Below are 23734 nucleotides of genomic sequence, written 5' to 3'. Positions count from 1 at the left end.
CACCCGGAAATTTCACAGGCGGTACGAGGCGGATGCCACGGGGCTTGCCCCCAAGGCAGTTGACCGCAACCACTCAACTCTTAACCACTTTTACTGTTTATTGAAGAGGGGACAGCGGTCGGAACGATCAATACACAGTCTGAGTAAGATACATCCTTCACAGACGAATTTCCTCAAAAATCACATTATCTGCATGGTTTCTTGCATGCTGCAATTCAGCAGGTGTTTGCACTGTCCAAGCGAGTATAGGCAGTCCTAGCTTCTGATGTGCGGTGACAGGCCAGTAAGGGAGGTCAGTACAACGGTATCCAATAAACTGTGGTCGGCTATGTATGTTTGCTGCCAACCGTTCTAGTGTAAACTTCTCATAATATGCGAGCCCATCAACTTGACTAAACGATCCAGATAACTGTCCACGGGGCCATCTGGGCCTATGTGCACGAATGTATCCCAGTGATAGTGGATTGAATGACTGAACTGCAAATGGTCCGTCATAATTATCCAAGACACCGATGACCGCTGCCTCAAGCTCCCCGGGACGATCATCGTTTTTGATCTCAATACACAGTGGCTCTGCTCCATCAATGAGCTCTAACACATCTTGCAGGCGCGGAATTCGTTCGTCTGTGCCAGCAAGCCGAAGATCTTGAAGTTCATCCCACGTATGATTAGCAACCGTTCCCGTTGTTTCGGTTAAGCGTGATAGCGTTTCGTCATGGAATACAACTGGAGTATTATCTGCGGATAGTCGAACATCTAACTCAATGGCATGGCCTTCGGTGATTGCACGTTGGCACGCCGCAATTGAGTTTTCAGGAACAGATGTTGAGTGCAATCCTCGGTGTGCAATTGGTTGACTCTGAATCCAGTCAATGTCGCCGTGTTGATCCACAGTTCCACTGTATTGGCTGCGATCGGTTAGGTTTTCTTCCAACTCGATTTCCTATCTTCTCAACTTGACCTCCTCTCCGCCTTAAAGGGCGAAGATTCCTCCGTAGGTAATCCAACCAGATTGATTATCCCGGCTGTGAACGTGCGGGTTTGCTGACACACCCTTTGCCCACACGGTGTGGGTGTGGCGTGTTGGGTATCCACTCGGTGTTGCCCTCCCAAGAAGGGAGTGACACTCACGGGCGTCCAGCACCGTGAGCAGCGGGCCGGGCCATCGGCCCCACTCCCCGTTACAGCCACACGTGGGGAGCGCTTGGGTGACATGCCAACCGCTGCTGGTTGGGCTGCGAAGGTGTGTGAATGTAAGAGTTGAGACGCACTCGTGGCCAGCTTGAGCGTGAGCACGTTCCCCGCAGCAGCATGTCGCCTGCCTACCAACTTATAGTATTTCGCATAGAATAAACGTTGGGATTACAACCGGTCTATGTCACGTTGTTTGTGACATATCATGTCGGCTTCATCCACACCCCTGAAGGGGTGGGCTTTCGCCTCGCTACCGCTGTAACAATGTCTAACTATTTGCTAAAATAACGTTCGCTGTTCGGAAAATATTATTTTATTAATACAAACTTTTGCCGGAGGCGAGACGCTTTGTTAAGTGGAGCCATATAATGCCTTGTGGACGTCACCATTCGTCAGGGTTGGTTCAGGGCTGGATCTCCGTTTGGACAAGCAACACTTCTCAGTGCAGTTATCACAGCTCTCGCTGTCAGCGTCTTGTTCGGTCCTAATGGTCAGAGTGTATTATTCTTACTAGGAGTCGGCATTACATTTGGGGGCTATCTACTCGTGCTTTGGCTGGTTTTGCAGCGTGCCGCTGTACAGGTCGATAATCCTGTTCTTACGTTAGCAAGTCGGATTACTGCTATCCGCGCAACCGGCGCTGTACTTCTTGGTGGGTTCATCGTTGCTGGTACCGGAGCGGAAACAGCCAACTGGCTTCCCGCTGTGCTGTTTGCTGCAGTAGCAGCACTTGATGGAATAGACGGATATGTCGCAAGACGGATGGATGAAACTTCAACATTCGGTGGTGAGTTTGACACTCAGGTCGATGCATTTGCTATTTTGATTGGTACCATCGTTGCTGTTCGACTCGGGGCTGCACCGGCAGTGTTCGTTGCGATCGGATTATACCAATACGTATTCTTCTTGGGGAAGAAACTTCGCCAACATAAAGGATATGCTGTCCATGACTTGCCACCCAGAAAACGTCGGACATATGTCGGAGCAACCAGTATGATTGCAGTATTTGTTGTATTGCTACCTGGGGTCCCATCAGGCGTTACTTGGTTCCTCGCCGTCATTGCAATGATCCCAATTACATACAGTTTTGCGGTCGACTGGCTATATGCTATTGGCTGGATGAGTCATACATAATACCCGTACTGACGTGTGATGCTCCAAGACATAGTAGCCCGAGGCAAAAACCCAATTCATAGGCAGAAGGATGTTAATCGGAAGCGTTGTCATATAGCGTATAGTCTACATAGATAACAAGCAGGGTGCCTCAGAGATTGATTTTGAAGTCCTTAACAAGTATAGAATTATCTGTGTTTGAATCCTACTTCGGCTAAAGCTGGCGGGCGTTTGCCTCGCTACCGCTGTAAGAATAAATCCCCGACAACACGGTTAGTACCCCTTAGTACATATAGCAAGCAATGTCTCAAGAGGATTACCGCACTTGGCTTCGAGTTAAAACTTATTTGATAGCTGCTACGTTATTCACTCTTGTCACTGATGTGTGGCGTTTACGATATTATGCTTCTTTGTTATCATATCGACTGCCAATTAGTGTTCGATTTGGACCTTTCAGATTGCACGATGCCCCCGAAGAAGAGTATGTAGCAACATGGAAGGTTGATCCAGCAACCGCACGTCAACAACTACAAACAGAGCACGGCTTTGAAAGATTCTTCCTATCACAGCTTCAGGCATACAGTCGCAATGAAACAACGATTTTTGAACGAGGAAACTTAGTGTATTGGCCGAACGGTAAAACTGGACAATGGCAATACCATGTGCGACTATTTCCAACATCTGAAGGACATACAGAGATCTGGGCTCATCAGGAACTGAATATTTTCAGACACCCCAACGACCATAGCCAAGGTAAACACATAAGCCCAGTCAAGGGGGAGCAGCACCTTCGTGCTTGTATCGACAGAAACCAACTAATCCGTTCCTCCCGTAGCTCAAAAAACGACACATTCCGATCAGCGTGAAGTACCACGGGCGCGGTGGCCCGTTGCTTCGCTGTGGTCTCTATTAGAATTGTGATCACGACAAGTGTTAAACCGATATCGGACATAGAACGTTCAGATGTCGACTAGTAATGTTGATTTGTCCGCAAAGCTTGATTCAATGCAAGGGCTTCATTGGATAGGTGTCGGGTTAGCGCTAATCAGTGGAGCTATTCATTTGATTCTCGGAATCCAGTTCCTACCACACTGGATGGGGTTCTCGTTCCTTGTGGCAGCAATTGGATTTGTTGTGGGTAGCTGGCTTGTCATTGCAGATGTCAAACGCCGGTTTGTCTATTTACTCGGTATTCCATTTACGCTAGGCCAGATTATTGCTTGGGTTGCTCTGACCCGGCCGGAGCTGATCCAAGACTTTGATTTCACTGTGCTTGGACCGATCGAAGTTATCGATAAAGTCGCACAAGTTCTGTTGATCGTTGTACTACTTGTCCTATATACACAAGAAACGTAACCTCTATGATGGTATAGAAAGGCTGCTAATGATCTCTCACAGACGGCCAGTGCTCACAGAGTGTCTTTGCGCACACGATAATAGACCCAGTGACTTACGGAAGATTCGAAGCGAAAGCCTTGCGCTTCAGCGCGGAGAGGAGGTCAAGAGATCATCATCACGCCGCATGGCCAGATATTTATGCAGGTTCTCAGCGAGTACGTAACAGTACTATGCTGGCTCCCACGTATCTCTATCCCAGACGTGGTCATCAAGTAGTTCACGGAGCTTTTGCTCACCTCTGTCTGGATCATACCCCTCGCGCCTGAGATGTGAGAGCGGTGCTACGTTTGGGTTTAGTTCCCAGTGCGCCCAGACATCAGTTCGACCATCCCCAGTTGGAAATAACCGGACATGCAGCTGCCATTGTCCAGTTATGCCATTCGGTCGATATGCACAACTTGCGACCTCGTATGTCATATTTTCTTGTCGATTGTATGCATGTAGATATGCTCGAAATAGCTGCTTGAACGCATAGTCCTCAGTCAACTGTTGACGAACTATTTCCGGGGGCTCGTCCCAGACTCCAACGAACTCAGATTCTGGAGGTGGGAGAACCTTTGCCGGAATCGGAACATATTGTTGTGGGAACCGCGAGAAGAACTGTGCAGCGTGAAGACGAACCCGCCACATATGTGGTCCAATTCCTCGATAAAGGAACACTAGAACAGCAATGATGACTGGCATAGCTGTAAGTGCTTGCTTGAACGAGGGCAGCCGGTCGGTCAAGAACATCAATACCGTATATCTAACACGATATTGAAAATACTATATGCTACGGTTTTATCCACTATTGCGGAGTTGCCGGTATAACTGTCGGTCAACAGAACTGATCCCAGCTGTGTATAACCCCAGAACAAACAATCCAACCCCGAGAGGTATTCCGATAATGAGGCTCCATACAGTTGGTAAAAACGCCTGCAATAACATCATTACAACCGCTGCAGGAATTCCAGCTAATATTGGTCGGATAAAACTTCTGGAGTATGGCTGTAGTTGCTCGAAATAATATACCTCACTGACCTTTGTTATATTTCGAACTGCAAGAACAGCCGCGGAGGCAAGTGCCGCCCCGATCAATCCGAATACATAGAGAAATAGTATGTTAAGGATAATGTTAGCAATCCCGAACACCCACTCATTGATCATCACAACATACTGGTGATCAGTCATCATCAGCAGGTATCCACTCGGTCCAGTAAGACAGTTACAGAGTTGCGCAAATACAAACACGGCAAGAATCGCTGTCCCCGCAGTAAACTCGGGGCCAAACAGGCTGAGTAGTTCCGTCCGATAGACAGTTATGATCAACGCTATCGGGAGACTAATTGTGAATATCCATCGAGTAATTGCACTGTATATTGTTGCCAGTTCCTTACGATCGTTATTCGAATATAATCGCGACGCAACTGGTGGAAATAATTGGTTAAACGCCAGTAGTGGGATATACAAAATGCCAGCAATAAGCACAGAGACATTATATATCCCAACAGCAGCAGACGAAAAGAATAACCCTACAATTAGCACATCAATACGCCCCTGCATGGCTGTACCTGCCTCCTTTGCAGTCAGCGGCAGGGAATAATTATAATACTGTTTTACCCGCTGCTTGTCTGCTGCAGAAGATCGTATCTGTGGATGAATATCAAGTCGCGTCACGAGAAGCACAACAGCAACAACCAGTGTAAGAATACTAGCGAGGACAAGTGCAACGACCACCCCAAATACAGATGCACCTACCAGCAGTGCACTACCGACCAACAGCACCCGCAGTACTGGCAACAACAGTCGTTTTGTTGCTACCTCATACTCGATGACTTCGACTGCCCGAAACGTTGCGTACAGTAAATTCGCCAAGGTATCGACGAAGAGAACAACTGCAAACAATTGCAGTAATCTTGCAAATTCTGGCTCATCAAGTGTAACTGAAGCAATATACGGTGCCGTAATAATAATGATGCCAGACACCACAGCGGCCCCAACGAATGATGTCAGCCACGCTAAAGCGAGATAGAATCGTTGTGTCTCTGGTTCATCATCGTGTTTTGGAATATACCGAAGAATAGACTTATCTGCCCCCAGATTAGTGAGCAGCAACCCCATAAAAGCGAGTGTTTTTCCATATGCAAACAGTCCGTACGGTCCTGCACCGAGGATACGTGATACAAGTAAGTGTAACAGGAACTCACCAGCGTCCGACACGACCTTTCCAACGGTATACAGAGATGCCCCGCGAGTGATTGACCGTAGCGACGAAATCGTCGTGTCCTTCTCATCCTCCTTATCCATCTACCGACACTTAGAACTAGTCGGTAATCGGTGTTATGCACAGCACAAACACCTATTTATCCACATTGATATGAAGACGCTGCAGATTCTGTTATCACCGCAAGATCAAAAGAATGCAAATCCTTAGGCACAGGTATTGAATGGTCCGTGGGATAGGCGAAGTGACTTGGCTACAGCAGATTATACCTGATGCACTAGCGTTTCCTGTGGCCGCCCTTACCCAGCTGGGATCATTGTGGTTTGTGACGCTCGTTCTGTATGTCGTGTACAAGCGGTATAACCGCAGTGAGGCATTGGTCACATGGGGGATTTTGATGGCTGGAACTGCTTGCTGGCGGGCTATCAAAACCGCTTATCCGATCCCTCGACCAGAACAACCGTTTGCCACTGCTGCGGATTTCCCTATCATTCTTTCGCGTTTGTATGAGTTCTTTGTAATTGACACAGGAGCTGGATTCCCGAGTGGACACGCAGTAACGACAGCAATCGTGTATCTTTCGCTGGCTCGTATCCTCCCCGTTAGTACGTCTGTAAAGCGATACAGTGCCGCAATCAGTGTCATTGCACTGGTTGGAATGACTCGCATCATACTTGGAGTACATCATGCAGTCGATGTTGTCGCTGGAGCCTTGCTAGGACAGATGGTTCTGTCTATCGCAGGGGGCGTGATTGGCAGTCAGCCTTCGCGGCGAGTAAAACGAGCATTGGTCATCGCCATTGCTTTAACAGCATTTAATCTGTTTGTCGTACTCTTTGTGGGTCCGTTTAACGTAGAAGATTTGATCCTATTTACCGTCACACTTACTGTAGCCGGGTGGTGGCAGGCAAAGCAGGCTGACTGGATGATCAGTATCCCATATACACAGCGACAAATGTCTCGGCCTTCGATCAGAGTAGTTCTATCGCTCGTTATCCTTACACAAGCAATTATCGCTGTCTTTGCCACTGGGGTGACTATACTTTTACCGTCAATTTAGAATGACTCCGACACCAAGTCCTGTGGTCTTCTTGCTATTGTGATGTTTTCTCTTGTACCGCTACAATTTATTATTTCTTAATACTACTAATGATCAAACGGTGGTCAACTTACGCTGGTTACGCGGATGGATTGTCCGTGCAATGCAGTCTCGGGTCACACAGCCATGTAGACGACGGTTTCCATTTTCTGTCTATCAACGTATTCATGCTATGTTGCGGTCGATCAACCCGTGTCGATTCACAGATGCAAATCCGTTCAAAGTTGTCACAGTCGATCCAAACAAGATAACCGAGAGTATTGTCGAACACAGTCCCAAATATCCGCAATGGGGCCAAGTCATTGATGGTGAGTGGGATCAGCAATCCCGACCGTTTTCCGACCAGCCGGTTGTTCAAGGCCTCTTGGAACATTTCGAATATGGACAACCGTGGAAAGAAACGCAGCTCTACCAAGCGTTTTGTGAGCAACTTGACCGGTTCGGAAATGCATGGGGATATACTTCCGTTAGTGATTTTGAACGACGCTGCCAGGAGATCGAGCAGTTGTATGAGCAAATAAAGTGTGATGGGTACCGATCACAGACGGAACTCCGGCAATTGGGTCTGCAAGCAACACCAGTGCTGGATGAGGTGAACGTCGATCTTGGTCGGGATGGTGAACTACTGTGGCGGTCATACGGTCAACACCGACTTGCTATTGCGCAAATGCTTGATGTCCCGGAAATCCCGATATTCGTACACCGCCGACACCGGGAATGGCAAAATAAACGTGAATCTATTAAATGTCGGCCTAATGAATCTGGCGTAGCGGCACACCCAGACCTTCGAGACATCACGTCAGCTAATTCCTAATCCTGATTTTGCTCAGGTATCCGAAACACTGTTGATAGTATAGAAATTACTATCTTCCGATAAGTATCTCTCAAATGAATGGGGACAATCGGGGGGTTATTCCAGTCCTTGGATCAATCTTATTAGTTGCACTTGTCGTTGTGCTTGCGGCTGTTAGTGCCGTATTTATTCTGAATGTTGAAGGATCGCTCGGTGAACCTGCTCCGACAGCTGCATTTGACACCGATGAAGTTAGTGAAGAGACTGTCTCAGTTGCTCATGAAGGAGGCGATCCAATTGCTCGATCAAATCTAAATATCAGTGGTGGAACAATCGACAACGCCCCCGAAACGATTGCAGCCGGAGATACCATTGAGATAACACCAAATAACAACAGTGAACAACTCAGAATTATCTGGGAGCAGGATGAACGTACCACGTCACTATCTGAATTCTCGGCTCCAGTGGATGATCAAACAGAAGATACAGACCCTGATGACGAACTCGCTGTTGTTACGGACACGAATGCTACCACAACCACACCGATAACTAATTTCGACGGAGACCCAAGTGAAGCACAGTACGATGAGCTTGAGGCAGTGAATCTATCAGATCCATTTACTCTTGCTGTTGAGGCCCCTGAACTCGCTGGTGAAGAAATGACTAACTACGCGGTGACGGCCTACTACGATGAGTTTGATGAAGCACCAAACGATCGATTGGCTGGCCCGTCTACACCCCTCTCATTTGATGAAAACGGGATTGCCGAGGTTACAATTGGAAGTGCAGGTACCGATGCAGATGTGACTACAGAGATAGCAGTTGGATCTGTCGGTGACGATGCATCGCTGATTAACACTATCGAAGTCCCAGAAGCAACAGAACAGATGGCAGTTGAAACAGAATAGTGATGATTGGTTTTCTGTCCGCCCTTTCCATCACCTCCTGTGAGCGTGAGGTTCTGTCAGGCTCAGACCACACTACCAATATAGATCGCGGCTATACTCACAATAATTCCAAAGGCAAGGATAACATAATTCGCGATTGTGTTTCGAGCTTTTGTCAGTCGGAGGGTATATTTTTGAGCGTAGATCGGCCCAAACGGCCGAATCCCCATCGGCGTCAGTACATCTGCTAGTAAGTGTGATGTTAGTCCAACGAAGACACCCAGTGTGACATATAGATACATTGCTGGAAACACAACTGCTGCTCCAATCCCAATGATTCCAGAGCAGAGTATCACAAACCATACCGTATGAGTGATCCCGCGGTGCTCAAAAAGTGGAACCCGACTGTCCAGATCAGGTAATGTTGAGACAGCAACGGCACTCATCCAGCCGACAATGGCTGGAGTAGTTTGTCCGGTTCCAATAAGGAGGGCTCCAACAGGTGCAAACATTGCTAGTGCTGCCCCGTAATGTCCTAATTGATACATCTCAGTACCTGTTATTCGTTAGTGATAGGATTATGATTAATCTGACTGCTCAGTATAAACATCGCTAAAGAAATCCGATTATTTCACTTTTGTTGTGGGCGGCATTTTTATTCTTTGTCAGTCCATGAAACAGGCTAATTAGCTAAACCAAGCATGTTGACCATAGCAACGGGGGTGGGAACACGAAACAACAGATGCAACTCATTGAGGCAGTCCCAGGTTTGCGTCAAGGACACACGCTAAAGAACATCTTCGTAGGCGGTGTGTATCTGTGTCTGCTCTTGATATGGCCTCTCCTGTTAGGCTATGGAGTGTGGAACAATTACAATGGTGTCGCAAAGTTGTTCAACTGGATACCAGGAGTTGGTAAAGATGGAGGCCCGATTGCCGGAATTATTGTCGGGTTTATTTCAGCACCAATTGTATACTTCATTCTTGCCCCGCTAACAGGTGCTTTCGCTGGGGTTGGTCTATTCGTCGGCATGGTACTCGTATTTGGAATGATATCAACCGGATACTTCAGGGCGTGGTGGAAGTTACGATCGTCCGATCCTGACTCGCTGTTGACGATCTCATCAGGCCCCGTCGAATTTGAGGGTATTGCCCGTTCAGCCGAACAAACAGTTGTTGCTCCGTATACAAGCACAGAGTCAATCCTCTGCGAGTACGAGAAAGAGAAACGCCAGCGACAGAAAGACGAAGATGGGGACGTCGAATATACTTGGAACACAGTCAGTGACGGTGTCAAATCAACTCAGTTTATCCTCGAAAGCAATGGGCGTGAGATACTGGTTGATCCTGAGGGAATGAAGCGGATGCTCAGCCAAGATCATCGAAATAGAACTGGTAACACCCGTGTTAGAGAAAACCGTCTTGATCCCGGTGACGGTGTATATGTGACTGGCATTGCAGATGAACATACAGACAAAGATAATGACTGGGGAGCCAGCGATCATCAATACATAATCACCGCACCTGATGAAGCGATCTCCCTTCAGCTCTGCGGCGAGTCGGCGAGCCACCAGCAATCGTGTCAGATGGCTCGGAGTCTTCTGTACTGCTCAGACTATTTGGACGTGGAGTCGTTTTCGTGATTTTGACGGCTATTTTCTCGTATCCCGTTGTTGTCACGGTTCAAAGCACGTTCCTTTGACCTCCTCCACACGGCTAAAGCCGTGGGATTCCTCCGTGGGTAATCCACCCAGATCGATTACCCCGGCTGTGAACTTGCGGGTTCGCTGATGCACCTTCGGCCCACACGGTGTGGGTGTGGCGTCTTGAGTATCCGCTCAGTGTTGCCCTCCAACGACGGAGTGACACTCACGGGCGTCCAGCACCGTGAGCAGCAGGCCGGGCCATCGGCCTGACTCCCGGTTGCAGCCACGGATCGGGAGTCCTGTGATGACATGCCAACTGCTGCTGGTTGGGCTGCGAAGGTGTGTGAGTGTAGGAGTTAAGACGCACTCGTGGCCAGCTTGAGCATGAGCACGTTCCCCGCAGCAGCATGTCACATGTCCGCAGAATCATAACCCCTCTGATAAAATAAACGTTGAGATTACAACCGGTCTGTGTCGCGTAGCTTGTGGCATATCATGTCGGCTTCATCCCACGGCTAAAGCCGATGGGCTTTCGCCTTGCTACCGCTGTAAGTCGATAGACGACTATCTGTACTGCAGCGAACGCATTTCAATCACATTGCTAAGAACTTTAAAATTTCTGCTGTAGTTGCTAAGATGACATCTATCAATAATAACTGAAGCGCATCCGGACATATGATGTTGATGATGACAGTGATAATGATATCTCTGATTCGCTCATAAACCGCTTCATAACTGCTATAAATCGTTTAGTTTCTCTGTTTTAGGGGAGCTAATTTCATAAATAATGTTTCTCAAATAATAAAATATATAGTTAATATAATGTATGATTACAATTAATTTGGAATTGACATGGTTATGGCAGAACCAATAACTGTCCTCCACGTTGATGATGACCCTAAATTCGTGGATATGGTTGCTGCCTTTCTGGAAAAAGAACACGATGAGTTCAATGTCATAACCGCAACATCAGCACGCGGGGGGATTAACCGACTTGGCGATCAGGATGTCGACTGTATCGTCTCAGATTATGAGATGCCCAGGCAGAGTGGCATCGAACTCCTTACACAAGTTCGTGAGGATCATCCAGAACTTCCGTTTATCCTATTTACAGGGAAAGGAAGCGAAGAAATCGCCAGTAAAGCGATCTCTGCTGGCGTAACTGAATACCTGCAAAAAGAGACTGGTACAGGTCAGTATACCGTATTGGCGAATCGGATCCAGAATGTTGTCGAACAGTATCGGTCACAACAAGCTGCCCGAGAGGCAGAGGAAAAGCTCATACAACTCGCCGAACAGACCGATGACGTCCTGTTCATTGTCTCGAATGACTTTAGCGAGTTTGAATTTATCAACTCAGCGTATACAGACCTGTGGGGGGAGTCCGTCACAAACATACAGAACGATCCAACGCAAGTGCTGGAATCCATTGTTCCAGAAGACCGAGAAGCAGTTAGTCAAGCAATGGATCGGGCCGCCGATGGCCATCCACAAACAATTGAGTGTCAGCTTGCCCGACCTGACGGCGAGAACCGATGGGTACAGGCAAAAGCCGAGCCAGTTTTAGATGACGATGGGGATGTTGTCCGTATTGCTGGAATTATCCGGGATATCACCGATCAAAAGCAACGCGAACAGACACTCAAAGAGCTTCAAGAACGATTGGAACTTGCGATTGATGGGGCAAACCTTGGGATTTGGGACTGGAACATACAGACTGATTCAGTGACCTTCAACGATAACTGGGCTACCATGCTGGGGTATGATCCTGATGACATTGGGTCACATCTTAATGAATGGGAACGGCGCGTTCACCCTGATGATCTTGATGCTGTGCAAGCAGCCTTAGATGACCACATCGCCAATCATACCGAGTACTACGACACCGAACATCGAATGCGAACTGCTGATGGAGACTGGAAATGGATCCGCGATGTGGGGAAAATATTTGAGCGTGATGAGGATGGAACGCCAATGCGCGCAGTTGGGATTCATATCGACATTGACGATCGAAAACAGGCGGAAATACATCTTAGAGAAGAACGCGACATGTTCGCTCAGGGTCCAGTTGTTGTTTTGAAGTGGCAGGATACCGAGGACTGGCCTGTTGAGTACGTTTCTGAAAATGTGACTGAGGTTTTTGGATATTCTCCTGAAGAAATTATGGCTGATGACTTTCGGTTTGCTGATATTATCCATGAGGATGATCTTGATCGAGTAACGGCCCAAGTTGAAGCTAACCGTGATCCGGAAGTAGACTACTTTAAACATCAACCATATCGGGTGATAAGTAAAGGGGGGGAATGTGTCTGGGTGTTAGATTATACGAAGAATATTTCCAATGACAATGGTGAAATAACGCATCAGTTAGGATATGTCACTGATATCACCGAGCAAAAACGACGTGAACAGAAACTAAAGCAACAAAACGAGCGTCTTGATAAATTTGCCAGCACACTAAGCCACGACATTAGATGCCCTCTCAATGTTGCCAGTGGTCGGCTCAACCTTGCAACCGAGGAATGTGACAGTGAGCACTTAGATGATGCTATTGATGCACTGAGTCGTATCGAAGAATTGATTGACGATTTGCTTACACTTGCTCGGCAAGGCGACGAGATTGGAGACACTGAGCTAGTTCAGGTAGATAGCCTTGCTCGCCTAAGTTGGCAGAACATCGAAGCAGCAGAAGCAACACTTGACATAAACACAGAAACAACAATCTGTGCTGATCAGAGTCGACTTCAACAGGCCGTAGAAAATTTGCTGCGCAACGCCGTCGAACACAGTCGTGAGCCAGTCCATATCACAGTGGGTGATACAGAAAATGGTTTCTACATTGCAGATGGTGGTCCTGGAATCCCTGAGGAAAGGCGGGATAAAATCTTTGAGCCGGGATACTCCCCTGAAGAGACGGGCTCTGGCTTTGGTTTAGCTATTGTAAAGGACATCGTCGAGGCCCACGACTGGAACATCACGGTAACCGAAAGCGATCAGGGTGGAGCACGATTTGCGATTACCGGAGCTGACGTAATTAATTGCCAAAAAAACCGTTCTGTGTAGTGCGTGAGCTAGACCAGCTCTATGAGCCTCGGTCTTTCAACCGTTCTCGAACGACCAGCAGGCACGGCAAGACCGTGATGCAGGCAAAGAACGCGAATGCAACAGCCGTTCCAGTAACAATGCCAAAGCGCTGGAGCGGTGGAGCAAGAGACAGTGCTAGCACACCAAACGCAGCGGCAGTCGTACCAGCACTTGCTAGCAGCGCACCTCCTGTCCCTGTGATCGTTGCTTGGAGTGCATCCTCTAATGAATCATGTCGTTCCCGTTCGTCGATAAACCGTTCACCGGCATGGATACTGTAATCAACACCGAGACCGATTGCGAGACTTGTTACAACAGCTGTTTCGCTGTTGAATGAAATATCGAGCACAGACATCACGCCAAGCAACCAGGCAAGCGACGCAACAACTGGTGCAAGCACAACTGGCCCGAACGATGGTGCACGGTATTTGAACCAGAAAAGCAATGTTAGGAATGCCAAAATAATCACAAGTGTGATCGCAAATGCTTGAACCAGATTCTCTAACAGTGCATCTTGCAGCACGGCTTCTGTAACGGGAATCCCCGTAGCAACAGCCGTGATACCTGTAGTGTCTGCTTCAATTCGATCAGCGATTACTGCCGTATCATCGGCAATTGTCTGTACCGACTCTGCACGTTGAACGCTAATGATAAGTCGAGCAGAAGTGATCTCGCCATTGTCACGACTAAGAACATTCGCTGCCGATTGTTCCTCAAGCTCGAACAGCAGATCATACACCTCCTGTACGTCTTCATCTGGTAGGCCATTCCCCGTCTGATCACGATCATTGATTTTTGCATTGAGCTCATCATGATCAGAAGCAACATCACGCAGTACTGTGTGCGGGCCCTCAATAGCCGCAGTCCCATCAGAACGCATTACTATGGAACTATCCGGATCAACATCAGCAGTTGCATTGTCAATTGCGGGGAGCACGTCCTCATCTGTTACTTCCCCTCCATTCGGACGTATTAGTATCTGTGACTGTGAATCATCGCCTTGGAGCTGAAAGTTCGTGCTTAGATACTCGAAATCATCGCTAATTGTGTATGACCCGGGTTGTAGTGGTCCCGGAAGATTGCTTGTCCAGTCTGGTGGGTCCTCCGGCAGGAAATCCGCTTGATTAAACTCAGTATCAATTGTGGTTGCTCCGTACGCGCCCCCTGTCGCTAACAAGAAGGCTATGATAATGACACCAACCGGAACACGAGATACAGACGCAGCGATACCAGACAGCAGCCGATTTGCGATGCTTTCTCCAACGCCAAACGCAGGCTTCAGCCGATTCCATCCGAATCGCTCTTCAGCAACGGTATCAATTTCAGTTTTCAGTGCCGGGATGAACGCACCGAAGATAACGAACGTTGCAAGAATCCCAGCTCCACTGAGCACTGCAAAGTCTCGAATTGCTGGCAGTGGACTGACGATATTTGAAAAAAACCCGACACTGGTTGAGAACGTTGCTGCACCAATGGCGAGAATGACACTTGCCAGCCCGGCAGCCATCGCTGCTCGGATTCGAACTGCTGGGGCCACCTCATCAGAATCGTCACGAGCTTCATCTGACACAGTACGTGCCGCTTTGTCATCTCGGATTCCTTCGATAAGAAGGTACATTGCCCGAGAAAGACCGTCATCTGGTGGATTAGATTCTCTCTTTTCTGGTTCGGCGTTGGTTTCACCTTTTTTGCCATCTGCCTGTTCCTCGCCATTTTGTTGCACATCGAGGCGACCATATCCTGCCTCACGATACCGCATCACGACATGTAATGCATAGTCAATACTCAACCCAACAAGCAAGAATGGGACGGCGATAAGAATGACGTTCATCGGGATTTCGAGCCATCCCATGATTCCAGCCATCCATATCAACACGAGTGCAATTCCGCCGATTGCAAGCAAGAAATCAAGTACATCCCGGTATGCAACGCCCAACACCACGATGATGATAATCAGAGCAAACGGTGTGATGATCGCAAAACTATCGCCGGTTGCCTGACTGGATGCTTCGTTACTAATTCCTTGTCCAAAAATAAATGCATCGTCGAACTGGTCTGCAAGCAGCTGTTGTATCTGGACCTGTGCGTCGTATGCTGCCTGTGGGTCTTCATCTTCCCCACTGTCATCGATCTGTAGTAAGAGCGTGAGCCGAGCTTCGGATGTTGTGTCACCCGGTTCATATGCGGTTGGAAGGAATTGATATGGATCCTGGTCACCCGGGATATCAGCGTCAGGATCAAGCGTTGATTCAAGCAGCCCATCAAATTCATCATCGGAAAGATTAGCTAATGCATTTCGCTGTTCAGTAACGTTCGGAGTGCTCTGCGGTGGTTCACCTGCTTGGAAATATGCAGCAGAACCAAGCACATTTTCCACTCCAATAAACCCGTCCCCGTCAAGTGTCGCATTGAGGTCGTCATCATCCTGCACTGTCTGTTGGAATTCAAGCCCAGCCACCAGCGAGTCCTGTGTTAGTACATTTCCACCCTCATCTCTGACGACAATCTGCGAAACAACACCCTCCTGTTGGCCGTAATTCTCCGCAATAAAGTCACTTGCTTCAGTCTCTGGTGAATCAATTTCAAACTCACCAAGCCCAGCTTCGTCCATTTCGCCAACGGCAACGCCGCCTCCGACAATAACGGTTAACAAGAGAATAATCGCTACGACAAGCTTGCTTCGAGATGAGATAAGATCAGCGTATTTACGTGCAATCTTACCTGGCATATATTTGATTCATGATGGATACCGTTCTCGTCATAGTGTGTATTCCCAAGATGAGATCTACTCCGATACCACGGCACATAACTAAGATATTAATCTGATAATGTATAGTTGTACATGCCGATGAAGGACAAGAGCGCACAGGCTGTATGTCCAGACGAGCAAGATTAGTTACTTTTGGCTGGCCAAGGAACGAACTTCAGCCTATTCGGGTCAATAACTCAGATTGAGTGCGTTCAGACATGGACTCCAGTTTACCCGGAGTCCATTCAGTTTCCCATGCTTCGTCAATCTCGGTAAACAGAAGCGATACACGTTCCGTACGATCAGGACTATGTTGATGTTGATATGACATGCTGATTATTGGAAAGTTACTTGCAAGACAGATTCAGGTAATTTTATACTGTCGGAAAATAGAAATTAACGCAACGGGAGACACTTGTTTCTGATAGCGGATCAGAATTAGTGAGAAGTTGCAGGCCGGTGCGAGGACACCGACCTGCGACGGCTCCCGTAGGCAAGTACGGAAGCCATGCAGAGAAACACACTACGAGACTATCAAAGTCTCGCACGAACAGGTGTATCGCTAGCACATACCATCGCCACCAACCCAGCACAGCAGCCTGCTTTTAGCACTACTGGAGGTGGTTGTGATGAGTGATCTTGTTTCACGAGTTGATTCCCTTGAATCGCAGGTAATCAAGCTATCTGATCAACTTGAAGCCAAAGACGCTCAAATTGACTCGCTGAAAGACGAGATTGCAGAACTCAAAGAGGCTAACGAGGAATTACGCGAGGAAAACGACGAACTACGTGAAGAGCTCGAAGAAACGAATGAAGAAGTTGACGAGCTCAATTCGACAATCATTGATCTTGAATCTAAGCAAGAAGGTTGGGTCACAGAGTGGATCGACCAGTACCGAGACATGCTCTGTGAACTGCACAGTAAAGAACTGCAAAAGGGCAGTAAACTCCGGAAAGACCACGTCATGCCAGATCTGCTACCAGACGGGCCTGACCAATTAAAGACAGTCAAGCGAGACGGTGAGGTCTTCTACAAGGCGAAAGACCTCCCGGATGATATCGAAGCGAATGGCCCTGATGCCCTTCCATACGAGGATCTACTACCAATTCAGAAATTAAACCGGATGGATGAGGACACGTTTAACCGAACGACAAATTCAGATGCTGAAGAATTGGCGGCTGAGCTGTGGGCTTCTCGGGGTAATCGGCATAGTCCGTGGAAACGTGGGTGTAAAAACGTCCGTGAATATGTTTCCGCGTCGGATTTGAAGATGTGGATTATTCGAGAACGTTCAGACGTGAGTCAAGAATACGCGAAGAAACTGGTGTCTCGTATTATCGACGTGATGCATATGCTGACGCGGAATCGGATTCAGGTAAAGAAAAAGACGCGTCGAACAGACGGGTTGACCTACAAAGAGCGACGCATCATTATCCCGGATGATGCAGAGATTCCCGGAGAGTCACACTCGATGGATAGTGATCAATCCAGTCCGGGGACAAGTGTCGTCACCGGATGAACATGTCCCCGGGGCAAATTCCACCCCTGAGAAGGGTTAATCTCTCACGGAATTAACCAAATTATGTTAGTGCGGTTATGTTAGTGTCGTACGGTTAGTTGTATGTATGTTCTAGCAAACGACGACAAACGACGAAAGAGGGGGACGGGGCTAGAGCCTTGTTCCGGTGACGACACCTGTCACCGGAGTCCCGTGTCCTGACGAGTTCTTTGACTTTCGAGTTCACTTTCGCGACAGTTTCTCTCGTCTCTTCCGAGACGTCCCTGATGGCAAAAAGCGTGATTTCTCCTCTGGAAGGCGTTAACTAACTGTACCGATCTCTCAGCACGTGCTTAATTTAGTAGTAGGACAAATTTTAGATCAATATTACAGCAGTATCGAGGCGAACGCCCACCGGCTTTAGCCGTGTGGAGGAGACCAAAGATACGACTTAATTATACAGAATTACACCCCCATCCACTCGTCTCTGGGAATTTCATATCCATTATTTCTGCAGAATTTGGCAGCTCGACGGCGTACAGCCCGGGACTTTGGTAGGTTTTCTTTTTCTTCGATGTGTGTGAGTATCCAATCCGTGATGACGGCAACTCCTTCGTCGTTGTCATCCGGCTTAATCTCCTTGAGTGCAACCAATGTCTTTCTGTATGTATTATACTGGGATGAGGATAATTCTCCATTTGACAGATCATCACTTGCTTCACCAATCCGTTTCATCGCGGCCGCTACGGTCGGGCGCTTTATCTCTTCTCGAACAGCTGCTGGTGACTCAAACGTTGCATTAGTATCGGGTATAAGCTCCATCACTTGGTATGTTTTCTCTGTCCCTTCAAGTGTTGTATCACCGGCTGTATCAACAACTTCGGACCCAGTTACTGGATATGATAGTTCTTGAAGCTCCACCTCGACGTCAGCAAGTTCCTCTGGCGGGATCGGTGGCTCGGACTCATCCATCCGTTCTAACTCCTCTTCAATCTCTCGACGAATCTGACGTCGCTCTGCCTTCCGTGCTTTTCGCTCTCGTCCACGCTTATCATCTGCCATGTGTACTTTTTCTGTGTCAATCCAGATAACTGTATTGGCAAGTTATTCCATGCCAATCTCTAATCACGACAGGATCCACAAAACCAATTTGCAACGGCTAGCAGGTCGACACTACACGCCAACTACAAATTGACTTCTCAACTTATTTGTACAAGTCCCTCTCTATCTCGATAGATCGTACGGTCTGCACGGCTAGTTCGTCAAGCCCTCCAAGCCGGTTCCGAGGATCTGGAAAACGACACTCTGTGGTGTCGAATATAATCCGATCATTTACCTGTCGACACCGTAGATACACGGGAATAATGTCAATGTGGACTGGCACAGCATCAGCTATCGCCAAAATTGGGTATACAAGTTTGTGCGCCGCCAATGTCGCGTAACTTCCTGTCTTTGCTTCAATAACGAACAGTGCCATGTCTCCGTTTCTGCGTTCGGCAAATAGCGTGTCAATTTCGATCTGACCGGCACGGTGGGTTACTGTTTTGTCGATCTCACTGTGAGGTCGTAGCTCAAATGTGAATGTTGACTGTCCTGTGGCTGGTGGTGGCAACGATCCTGATGTGTCAAGTCTGAGCGCTTCAGCTAGCGCCCCTGAAGCCAGTCCAAAATTGACCAGCGACGTCTCCGACAGCGTCGGCAAAATCGAGAAGCTCAGTAATCGATCCTCCTCTAATGGACTATTGATTTGTTCTGGTGCTTGGTCTTTGAATAATCTTGTATCCTTGAGAAAATACTCTGATATTCCGTTCGGGGCCTCAACAAGTAGAAATGCTGTTCCTGTCCCGTTCGGTGCTGATCCAACACGCAGCACCATGATATCATGCTCACGAAGTAATGAATCAAGTTCGTCAATATTGTTGACTGAAATATACCGTGCTGTCCTTGTTGCACTGAGATCGTGCTCCCGAACGTAGTCACGAAATGACTTGGGACCATAGAGCGGACCGTCCAGAGTGTTCAAGTCTTCTACTGCAGGAGCAAATATCATCTGCTACGTACTTCTTGGAGGATGTTTATCAACATTAGCGAAACCAATCTCTACGTGTTAAGCATACTTTCCGTTATCTGACGTATCACCTGGTGAAAACAAGAATAAGACAATCTATGATATCGATCGTTTGTTTTTGGATTAATAGTAACCGGTTTCTTATACCCAGTTGAACTCAGCATTATGTTGTGCGACATAGTCATCATTTAGTTGCTCTTCCAGCGTTGGAACCCGCTCGCCATCTTGACTGCAAATTGTCTGGCGTAGTAAGTCACTTTGCGTGGTAAAATCAGGATTTACTTGCAATGTGTAATTCTGATCAATTGTAAAGAATCCCTGATCGAATGCAGCATGATGTGTTTTGCTTAGGACAACTACGTTGGATAAATCCGCTCTGTGATCGGGATATTCGCTCCACGGTAGCACATGTGCGACGTCCAAAAGTCTCGGGTGATCAACTCCAGAAATCGGACATTCATGCTCATATCGTGATAATGCCGAAGCCCGAAACTCTGGGTCCACTGCCCGAGCCTGCACTGTTGTCTCATACGTTCCTGCGTCAAACTCATTCTCCGCAGACGTCAACTGTTCTGCGCTAGCCCACTCCCCAATTGCTTGACTGATGAATGATCTTCCTTGTTCAGTTAACTGATAGTTACCATTTGTCCGTTCGACCGCATCCATGCTTCTGAGCCAGTTGGTTCGCTGTTTGGCCATATCAGTCTTTTCCGGATTCCATCCCAGCTCCGGATGCGTGTTCAACTGCTGTGCATTGATTTCTTCAAGTGTCATTGGACCGGATGATAACTCATACAGAAGACTTCGTAATCCAACATTCCGGTCACACATAATCTCTAACAGTCGTTTGAGTTCTCTATTGTTGAGATATTCATTTCCCAACTCGTCAATTGTCCACTGGTTATCCTTTTGATCGATAAAGCCAACCTGCTGAAGATACTGTACTCGTCGCATAATCGAATCTTGACTAGACACCTGCGGAAAGCTTCCACGATGCCACCCGATGATTTCGTCTGTTGTCGGATTATGTGCTCTCACAAAATCAAGGATATCATCGAGTGTCTCCACGTACTGGGTTGCCCCTCCGTACATTGGGACAATACTCTTCAACCGCTTTGTTGACATATATGGACAAAAACACAGATTACTGATGATTCTTTTGCCAGTCTTTCTCAGACATGTTGTTCCAACTTCCAGATATCTGATTCAGGATCAAGCCGATTCGGCTCTCTCCCTCGCTCTGTGAGAATCCCAGCATGATATAACATTGCCTTGAGCTGGAACACTGTCGGTGAGTGATATACCTTGCCATCAGCAAGTACCATCGTTCGTAACTCACCATCGTTGGTTAACACTCTCCGTCGAACCAGTTCATCTCCTTTGATAAACAGTTCAATTGTAAATGACGGACTCTGCTGGTTGAGATGTGTTACAAACTCCACTAACGACGGGTCTGTGTTTCCTCGCTGATGGAGTGTCTGTAATTCTTCGACAATGAGTTTCGTTGCAGGATACTCCCAGAGCACTCGCCTTGTGATTAATCCCCACTCTGGCGCGAGATCATAAAACCGCTTTCGTGATCGTTTCCAGCCTTCAAACTCCTGTAGTGCGGCTTCAACAGATCCATATCTGTCATGTGCAAATCGAACTACCTCTTTTCCAAGCGGTGTCAACTGCTCTCCCCGTGGTGATGTCTCGATCATACCAAGGAATGATGCCCCTGTTCGAGCACCCTTGATGTCACTAACAACATACTCAGATAATACTGACGCCGTCTCTTCAGGATGATACAACGCCAGTGGATATCCGAGATAGTTCTTTGGATGATTCAAACTGAACGACTGATCGGCAACGCCCTGCGCACTCGCCTGAAATCGAATTGCCCTCGCCTCATTTGTGCCCTGATTGCCAACAAACCGTGGTCGTTCAATTACGTTCATCGTCTCTGCATCGCTCACTCCAAGGATGCCGATATTCAACTGTCTGGCGAGTGTCTGTGCTGACTGCCCAATCGCTGCTGTCGGTGCAACGACATATGTGACATTTGCTTCTGTGAGCCGGTCATGTGCTTGGACAATCCCTCGCTCGACATTGATTGATCCCCGATCATCGTAGCCTTTTGCTTCAATTGCAACCAGCGGCGGTTCTGCTGGTTGCTCGTCTGCAACAATAAACTCCTCATCAAGTGGCGTCACAGCCACAATATCTGGATAGCCACTGCCGACCTTCACGCGGTTGAACGGCGAAAGAATATCGCGGATGTCGTCTGAAATCGTCTGTCCAGCGAGCCACTCTCTTGTTGCAAACTGCGTATCTGTGACCGCATAGGACTGTTCAGCATCGTCCCGAAGCACAGCCTGTTTTGTGGATGCAAGAACACGTGGTTCAGACAGCTGTGGGGCACTGCTCATAGACAATGTGTAAGCAATTCAATATCCCGCGTAAAAAGTATAGCTATTCTAATGCAACTGTGGTAGCAAACCTTGCTGATTCCCTGCTCGTCTGGTATTGACCTACATTTTTGTTTACATTAATAGGATAGGACGAATTATATATGTCATAGAAATGATTTTATAGTACGAATCAGAGTGGTCTGATTCCAGATTTTCATATTAAAAATATATGTTATCATATCTATTAGGTTATGATAATGCCATTCATTGCCCTGGATCCCGTCAGCGAACGTCCCCGAATTCCTGTTGGAGTAGGAGACGATGAGGAAGTTAAATGTCCCGTGTGTGGGGGTATCCTTCGCGTTAAGGATGGGTCTTCTAGGGCTCGACACTTCTATCATCCACCAGAGACCGCCTGTGGTGGCGAATCAGCTCTTCATCTTCAGATGAAATCAATTGCTGCTGAAAAACTTCAAGCGAAGTATCCTGATGCAACCGTAAATACCGAGTTTGTGACGGAAGATGTCCCCCGTCGTGCTGATGTATTCGTCAAATTTGATGAACCACAGTTTCCACTTGGAAAAGGAATTGCCGTTGAAGTGCAATATCAAAATAATCAGAAAGACATCATTAACACGACAGAAAACTATCTTACTAATGGTGCTAGCGTAATCTGGCTCTTTGAAAAGAACTATACGGGTGATTCTCCTGATTACGAAGACGTTAGCCTCCCTTCCCCAGTTTCTGTCTGGCCATACGCTGTCCCTCATAAACAAGGTGAAACATCTGATGAGATATGTATAGGTCTTAAAAAGCATGATATTAGGCATGTGCTTCCAGAGTATGACGATAATCAAACACTGTTCTCGGAATTTCAAGACGGGTCAAACAAAGAAGAAATTCATCAGAAAAAAGAGATTGACTGGTCTCATGAAGTGGAGTTTAATCTTAACTTTTCTTCAAAGCCAGTTGCCGGCCAGACGATATACCGCGCAGTAATTGAACATATGATTCGACACAGTAACGAGCAACGACAGAAGAGAATTGCTGAGCGACGTAAAGCAGTTATGTCGGCAGGCCGGAAAACATACTTCAGTGAAAAATTTCTAAGAGGTTCTGGAGAAAGTTTCGAAATTCAGATTGAGATCAATCCGTCATCTGTTGATGTACTCCGGGTTGAGAAACTCAAAACCGAAGACAAATGTGAGACACGCATCAGTGAGCATACTCTCGACTCGTTCATTGAGTTTGTGCTACGTATCGGATGTGTGTTAGCTGATTCTATTGTTTCCTCATTAACTTGCAATCAGACAGATAAGAAAGAAACCTCCGAGATTGGATCTCTTACGTACTCTATTGCTCGGAATAAAAATAATTCGGTAGTTGTCGAGATTTACAGTGAAACGAACACAATGCAATTAAGCTTTTGTGTAGATGAGGCGCACAAATTTATTCAGTTGTCATCGGATATATACCAGTGGTATAATCAATCGAAGAGTGTTGCTAATTCCATCTCACCGGATTAATGAGCCCTGTGCTGCTCCTTGACCATCTTCAAGCAGCACATACCACCGTTGCCATGCTTTTCTGGCGTCTATTGAACTAATCA

19 protein-coding genes are annotated in these 23734 nt (G+C 47.4%); 10 read left to right on the top strand and 9 right to left on the bottom strand.

Annotation, left to right across the window (positions count from 1 at the left end):
- Nucleotides 1–157: 157 nt before the first annotated feature.
- Nucleotides 158–892 carry a glycerophosphodiester phosphodiesterase family protein gene (locus K0C01_RS12280; protein WP_221169982.1) on the bottom strand — a complete coding sequence of 245 codons (735 nt, stop codon included), beginning with the start codon at nucleotides 890–892 and terminating at the stop codon, nucleotides 158–160.
- 677 nt (nucleotides 893–1569) lie between these two features.
- Between K0C01_RS12280 and K0C01_RS12275 the strand changes: the two genes are divergently transcribed.
- The 3 genes from K0C01_RS12275 to K0C01_RS12265 all read left to right on the top strand — a co-directional run bounded on the left by K0C01_RS12275 (nucleotide 1570) and on the right by K0C01_RS12265 (nucleotide 3663).
- Nucleotides 1570–2328, top strand: a complete 759-nt coding sequence (locus tag K0C01_RS12275) for a CDP-alcohol phosphatidyltransferase family protein (protein ID WP_221169981.1) — start codon at nucleotides 1570–1572, stop codon at nucleotides 2326–2328.
- Between the two features lie 281 nt (nucleotides 2329–2609).
- On the top strand, nucleotides 2610–3173 hold the full coding sequence (locus K0C01_RS12270; protein WP_221169980.1) for a hypothetical protein: 564 nt from the start codon (nucleotides 2610–2612) through the stop codon (nucleotides 3171–3173).
- A 97-nt stretch (nucleotides 3174–3270) separates the two neighbouring features.
- Nucleotides 3271–3663 carry a DUF7475 family protein gene (locus K0C01_RS12265; protein ID WP_221169979.1) on the top strand — a complete coding sequence of 131 codons (393 nt, stop codon included), beginning with the start codon at nucleotides 3271–3273 and terminating at the stop codon, nucleotides 3661–3663.
- Nucleotides 3664–3873: 210 nt separating this feature from the next.
- Here the strand turns inward: K0C01_RS12265 and K0C01_RS12260 are convergent, their stop codons facing one another.
- Entirely contained in the window at nucleotides 3874–4437 is a 564-nt protein-coding gene (locus K0C01_RS12260) for a hypothetical protein (RefSeq protein ID WP_221169978.1), read from the bottom strand.
- Between the two features lie 48 nt (nucleotides 4438–4485).
- Complete coding sequence (locus tag K0C01_RS12255) at nucleotides 4486–5991, bottom strand: oligosaccharide flippase family protein (RefSeq protein ID WP_221169977.1); 1506 nt, start codon at nucleotides 5989–5991, stop codon at nucleotides 4486–4488.
- A gap of 140 nt (nucleotides 5992–6131) precedes the next feature.
- On the opposite strand from K0C01_RS12255, the gene K0C01_RS12250 reads away from it, so the two are divergent.
- From K0C01_RS12250 to K0C01_RS12240, 3 genes are all read left to right on the top strand, one after another.
- Nucleotides 6132–6968, top strand: a complete 837-nt coding sequence (locus K0C01_RS12250; RefSeq protein ID WP_221169976.1) for a phosphatase PAP2 family protein — start codon at nucleotides 6132–6134, stop codon at nucleotides 6966–6968.
- Nucleotides 6969–7068: 100 nt separating this feature from the next.
- Complete coding sequence (locus K0C01_RS12245) at nucleotides 7069–7821, top strand: hypothetical protein (RefSeq protein ID WP_221169975.1); 753 nt, start codon at nucleotides 7069–7071, stop codon at nucleotides 7819–7821.
- Between the two features lie 74 nt (nucleotides 7822–7895).
- Nucleotides 7896–8708 carry an archaellin/type IV pilin N-terminal domain-containing protein gene (locus K0C01_RS12240; protein ID WP_221169974.1) on the top strand — a complete coding sequence of 271 codons (813 nt, stop codon included), beginning with the start codon at nucleotides 7896–7898 and terminating at the stop codon, nucleotides 8706–8708.
- Between the two features lie 62 nt (nucleotides 8709–8770).
- On the opposite strand, the gene K0C01_RS12235 is transcribed toward K0C01_RS12240, so the two are convergent.
- A complete protein-coding gene (locus K0C01_RS12235; protein WP_221169973.1) occupies nucleotides 8771–9235 on the bottom strand; it encodes a metal-dependent hydrolase in 465 nt (154 codons plus the stop codon).
- A gap of 311 nt (nucleotides 9236–9546) precedes the next feature.
- On the opposite strand from K0C01_RS12235, the gene K0C01_RS12230 reads away from it, so the two are divergent.
- Together K0C01_RS12230 and K0C01_RS12225 are read left to right on the top strand one after the other, a co-directional pair.
- On the top strand, nucleotides 9547–10329 hold the full coding sequence (locus K0C01_RS12230; protein ID WP_221169972.1) for a hypothetical protein: 783 nt from the start codon (nucleotides 9547–9549) through the stop codon (nucleotides 10327–10329).
- 861 nt (nucleotides 10330–11190) lie between these two features.
- Nucleotides 11191–13395 carry a hybrid sensor histidine kinase/response regulator gene (locus K0C01_RS12225; protein WP_221169971.1) on the top strand — a complete coding sequence of 735 codons (2205 nt, stop codon included), beginning with the start codon at nucleotides 11191–11193 and terminating at the stop codon, nucleotides 13393–13395.
- A gap of 19 nt (nucleotides 13396–13414) precedes the next feature.
- On the opposite strand, the gene K0C01_RS12220 is transcribed toward K0C01_RS12225, so the two are convergent.
- Entirely contained in the window at nucleotides 13415–16144 is a 2730-nt protein-coding gene (locus K0C01_RS12220; protein ID WP_255568314.1) for an efflux RND transporter permease subunit, read from the bottom strand.
- 650 nt (nucleotides 16145–16794) lie between these two features.
- Between K0C01_RS12220 and K0C01_RS12215 the strand changes: the two genes are divergently transcribed.
- Nucleotides 16795–17685 carry a DUF8008 family protein gene (locus K0C01_RS12215; protein ID WP_221169970.1) on the top strand — a complete coding sequence of 297 codons (891 nt, stop codon included), beginning with the start codon at nucleotides 16795–16797 and terminating at the stop codon, nucleotides 17683–17685.
- Between the two features lie 444 nt (nucleotides 17686–18129).
- Here the strand turns inward: K0C01_RS12215 and K0C01_RS12210 are convergent, their stop codons facing one another.
- The 4 genes from K0C01_RS12210 to K0C01_RS12195 form a co-directional block, all read right to left on the bottom strand.
- Nucleotides 18130–18726 carry a DUF5789 family protein gene (locus K0C01_RS12210; RefSeq protein WP_221169969.1) on the bottom strand — a complete coding sequence of 199 codons (597 nt, stop codon included), beginning with the start codon at nucleotides 18724–18726 and terminating at the stop codon, nucleotides 18130–18132.
- Nucleotides 18727–18868: 142 nt separating this feature from the next.
- The gene (locus K0C01_RS12205) at nucleotides 18869–19714 is read right to left on the bottom strand and encodes a DUF6997 domain-containing protein (RefSeq protein WP_221169968.1); all 846 of its coding nucleotides are present in this window, start codon (nucleotides 19712–19714) and stop codon (nucleotides 18869–18871) included.
- Nucleotides 19715–19873: 159 nt separating this feature from the next.
- On the bottom strand, nucleotides 19874–20857 hold the full coding sequence (locus K0C01_RS12200; protein ID WP_255568313.1) for an HNH endonuclease: 984 nt from the start codon (nucleotides 20855–20857) through the stop codon (nucleotides 19874–19876).
- A gap of 47 nt (nucleotides 20858–20904) precedes the next feature.
- On the bottom strand, nucleotides 20905–22143 hold the full coding sequence (locus K0C01_RS12195; RefSeq protein WP_221169967.1) for a hypothetical protein: 1239 nt from the start codon (nucleotides 22141–22143) through the stop codon (nucleotides 20905–20907).
- 239 nt (nucleotides 22144–22382) lie between these two features.
- Between K0C01_RS12195 and K0C01_RS12190 the strand changes: the two genes are divergently transcribed.
- Complete coding sequence (locus K0C01_RS12190; protein WP_221169966.1) at nucleotides 22383–23651, top strand: competence protein CoiA family protein; 1269 nt, start codon at nucleotides 22383–22385, stop codon at nucleotides 23649–23651.
- Nucleotides 23652–23734: the final 83 nt, after the last annotated feature.

This window comes from Salinarchaeum sp. IM2453 (assembly GCF_019693215.1).
GTDB lineage: Archaea > Halobacteriota > Halobacteria > Halobacteriales > Salinarchaeaceae > IM2453.
The sequence above is the reverse complement of the archived record's forward strand: the minus strand, read 5'-3'. Positions and strand labels throughout refer to the sequence as shown.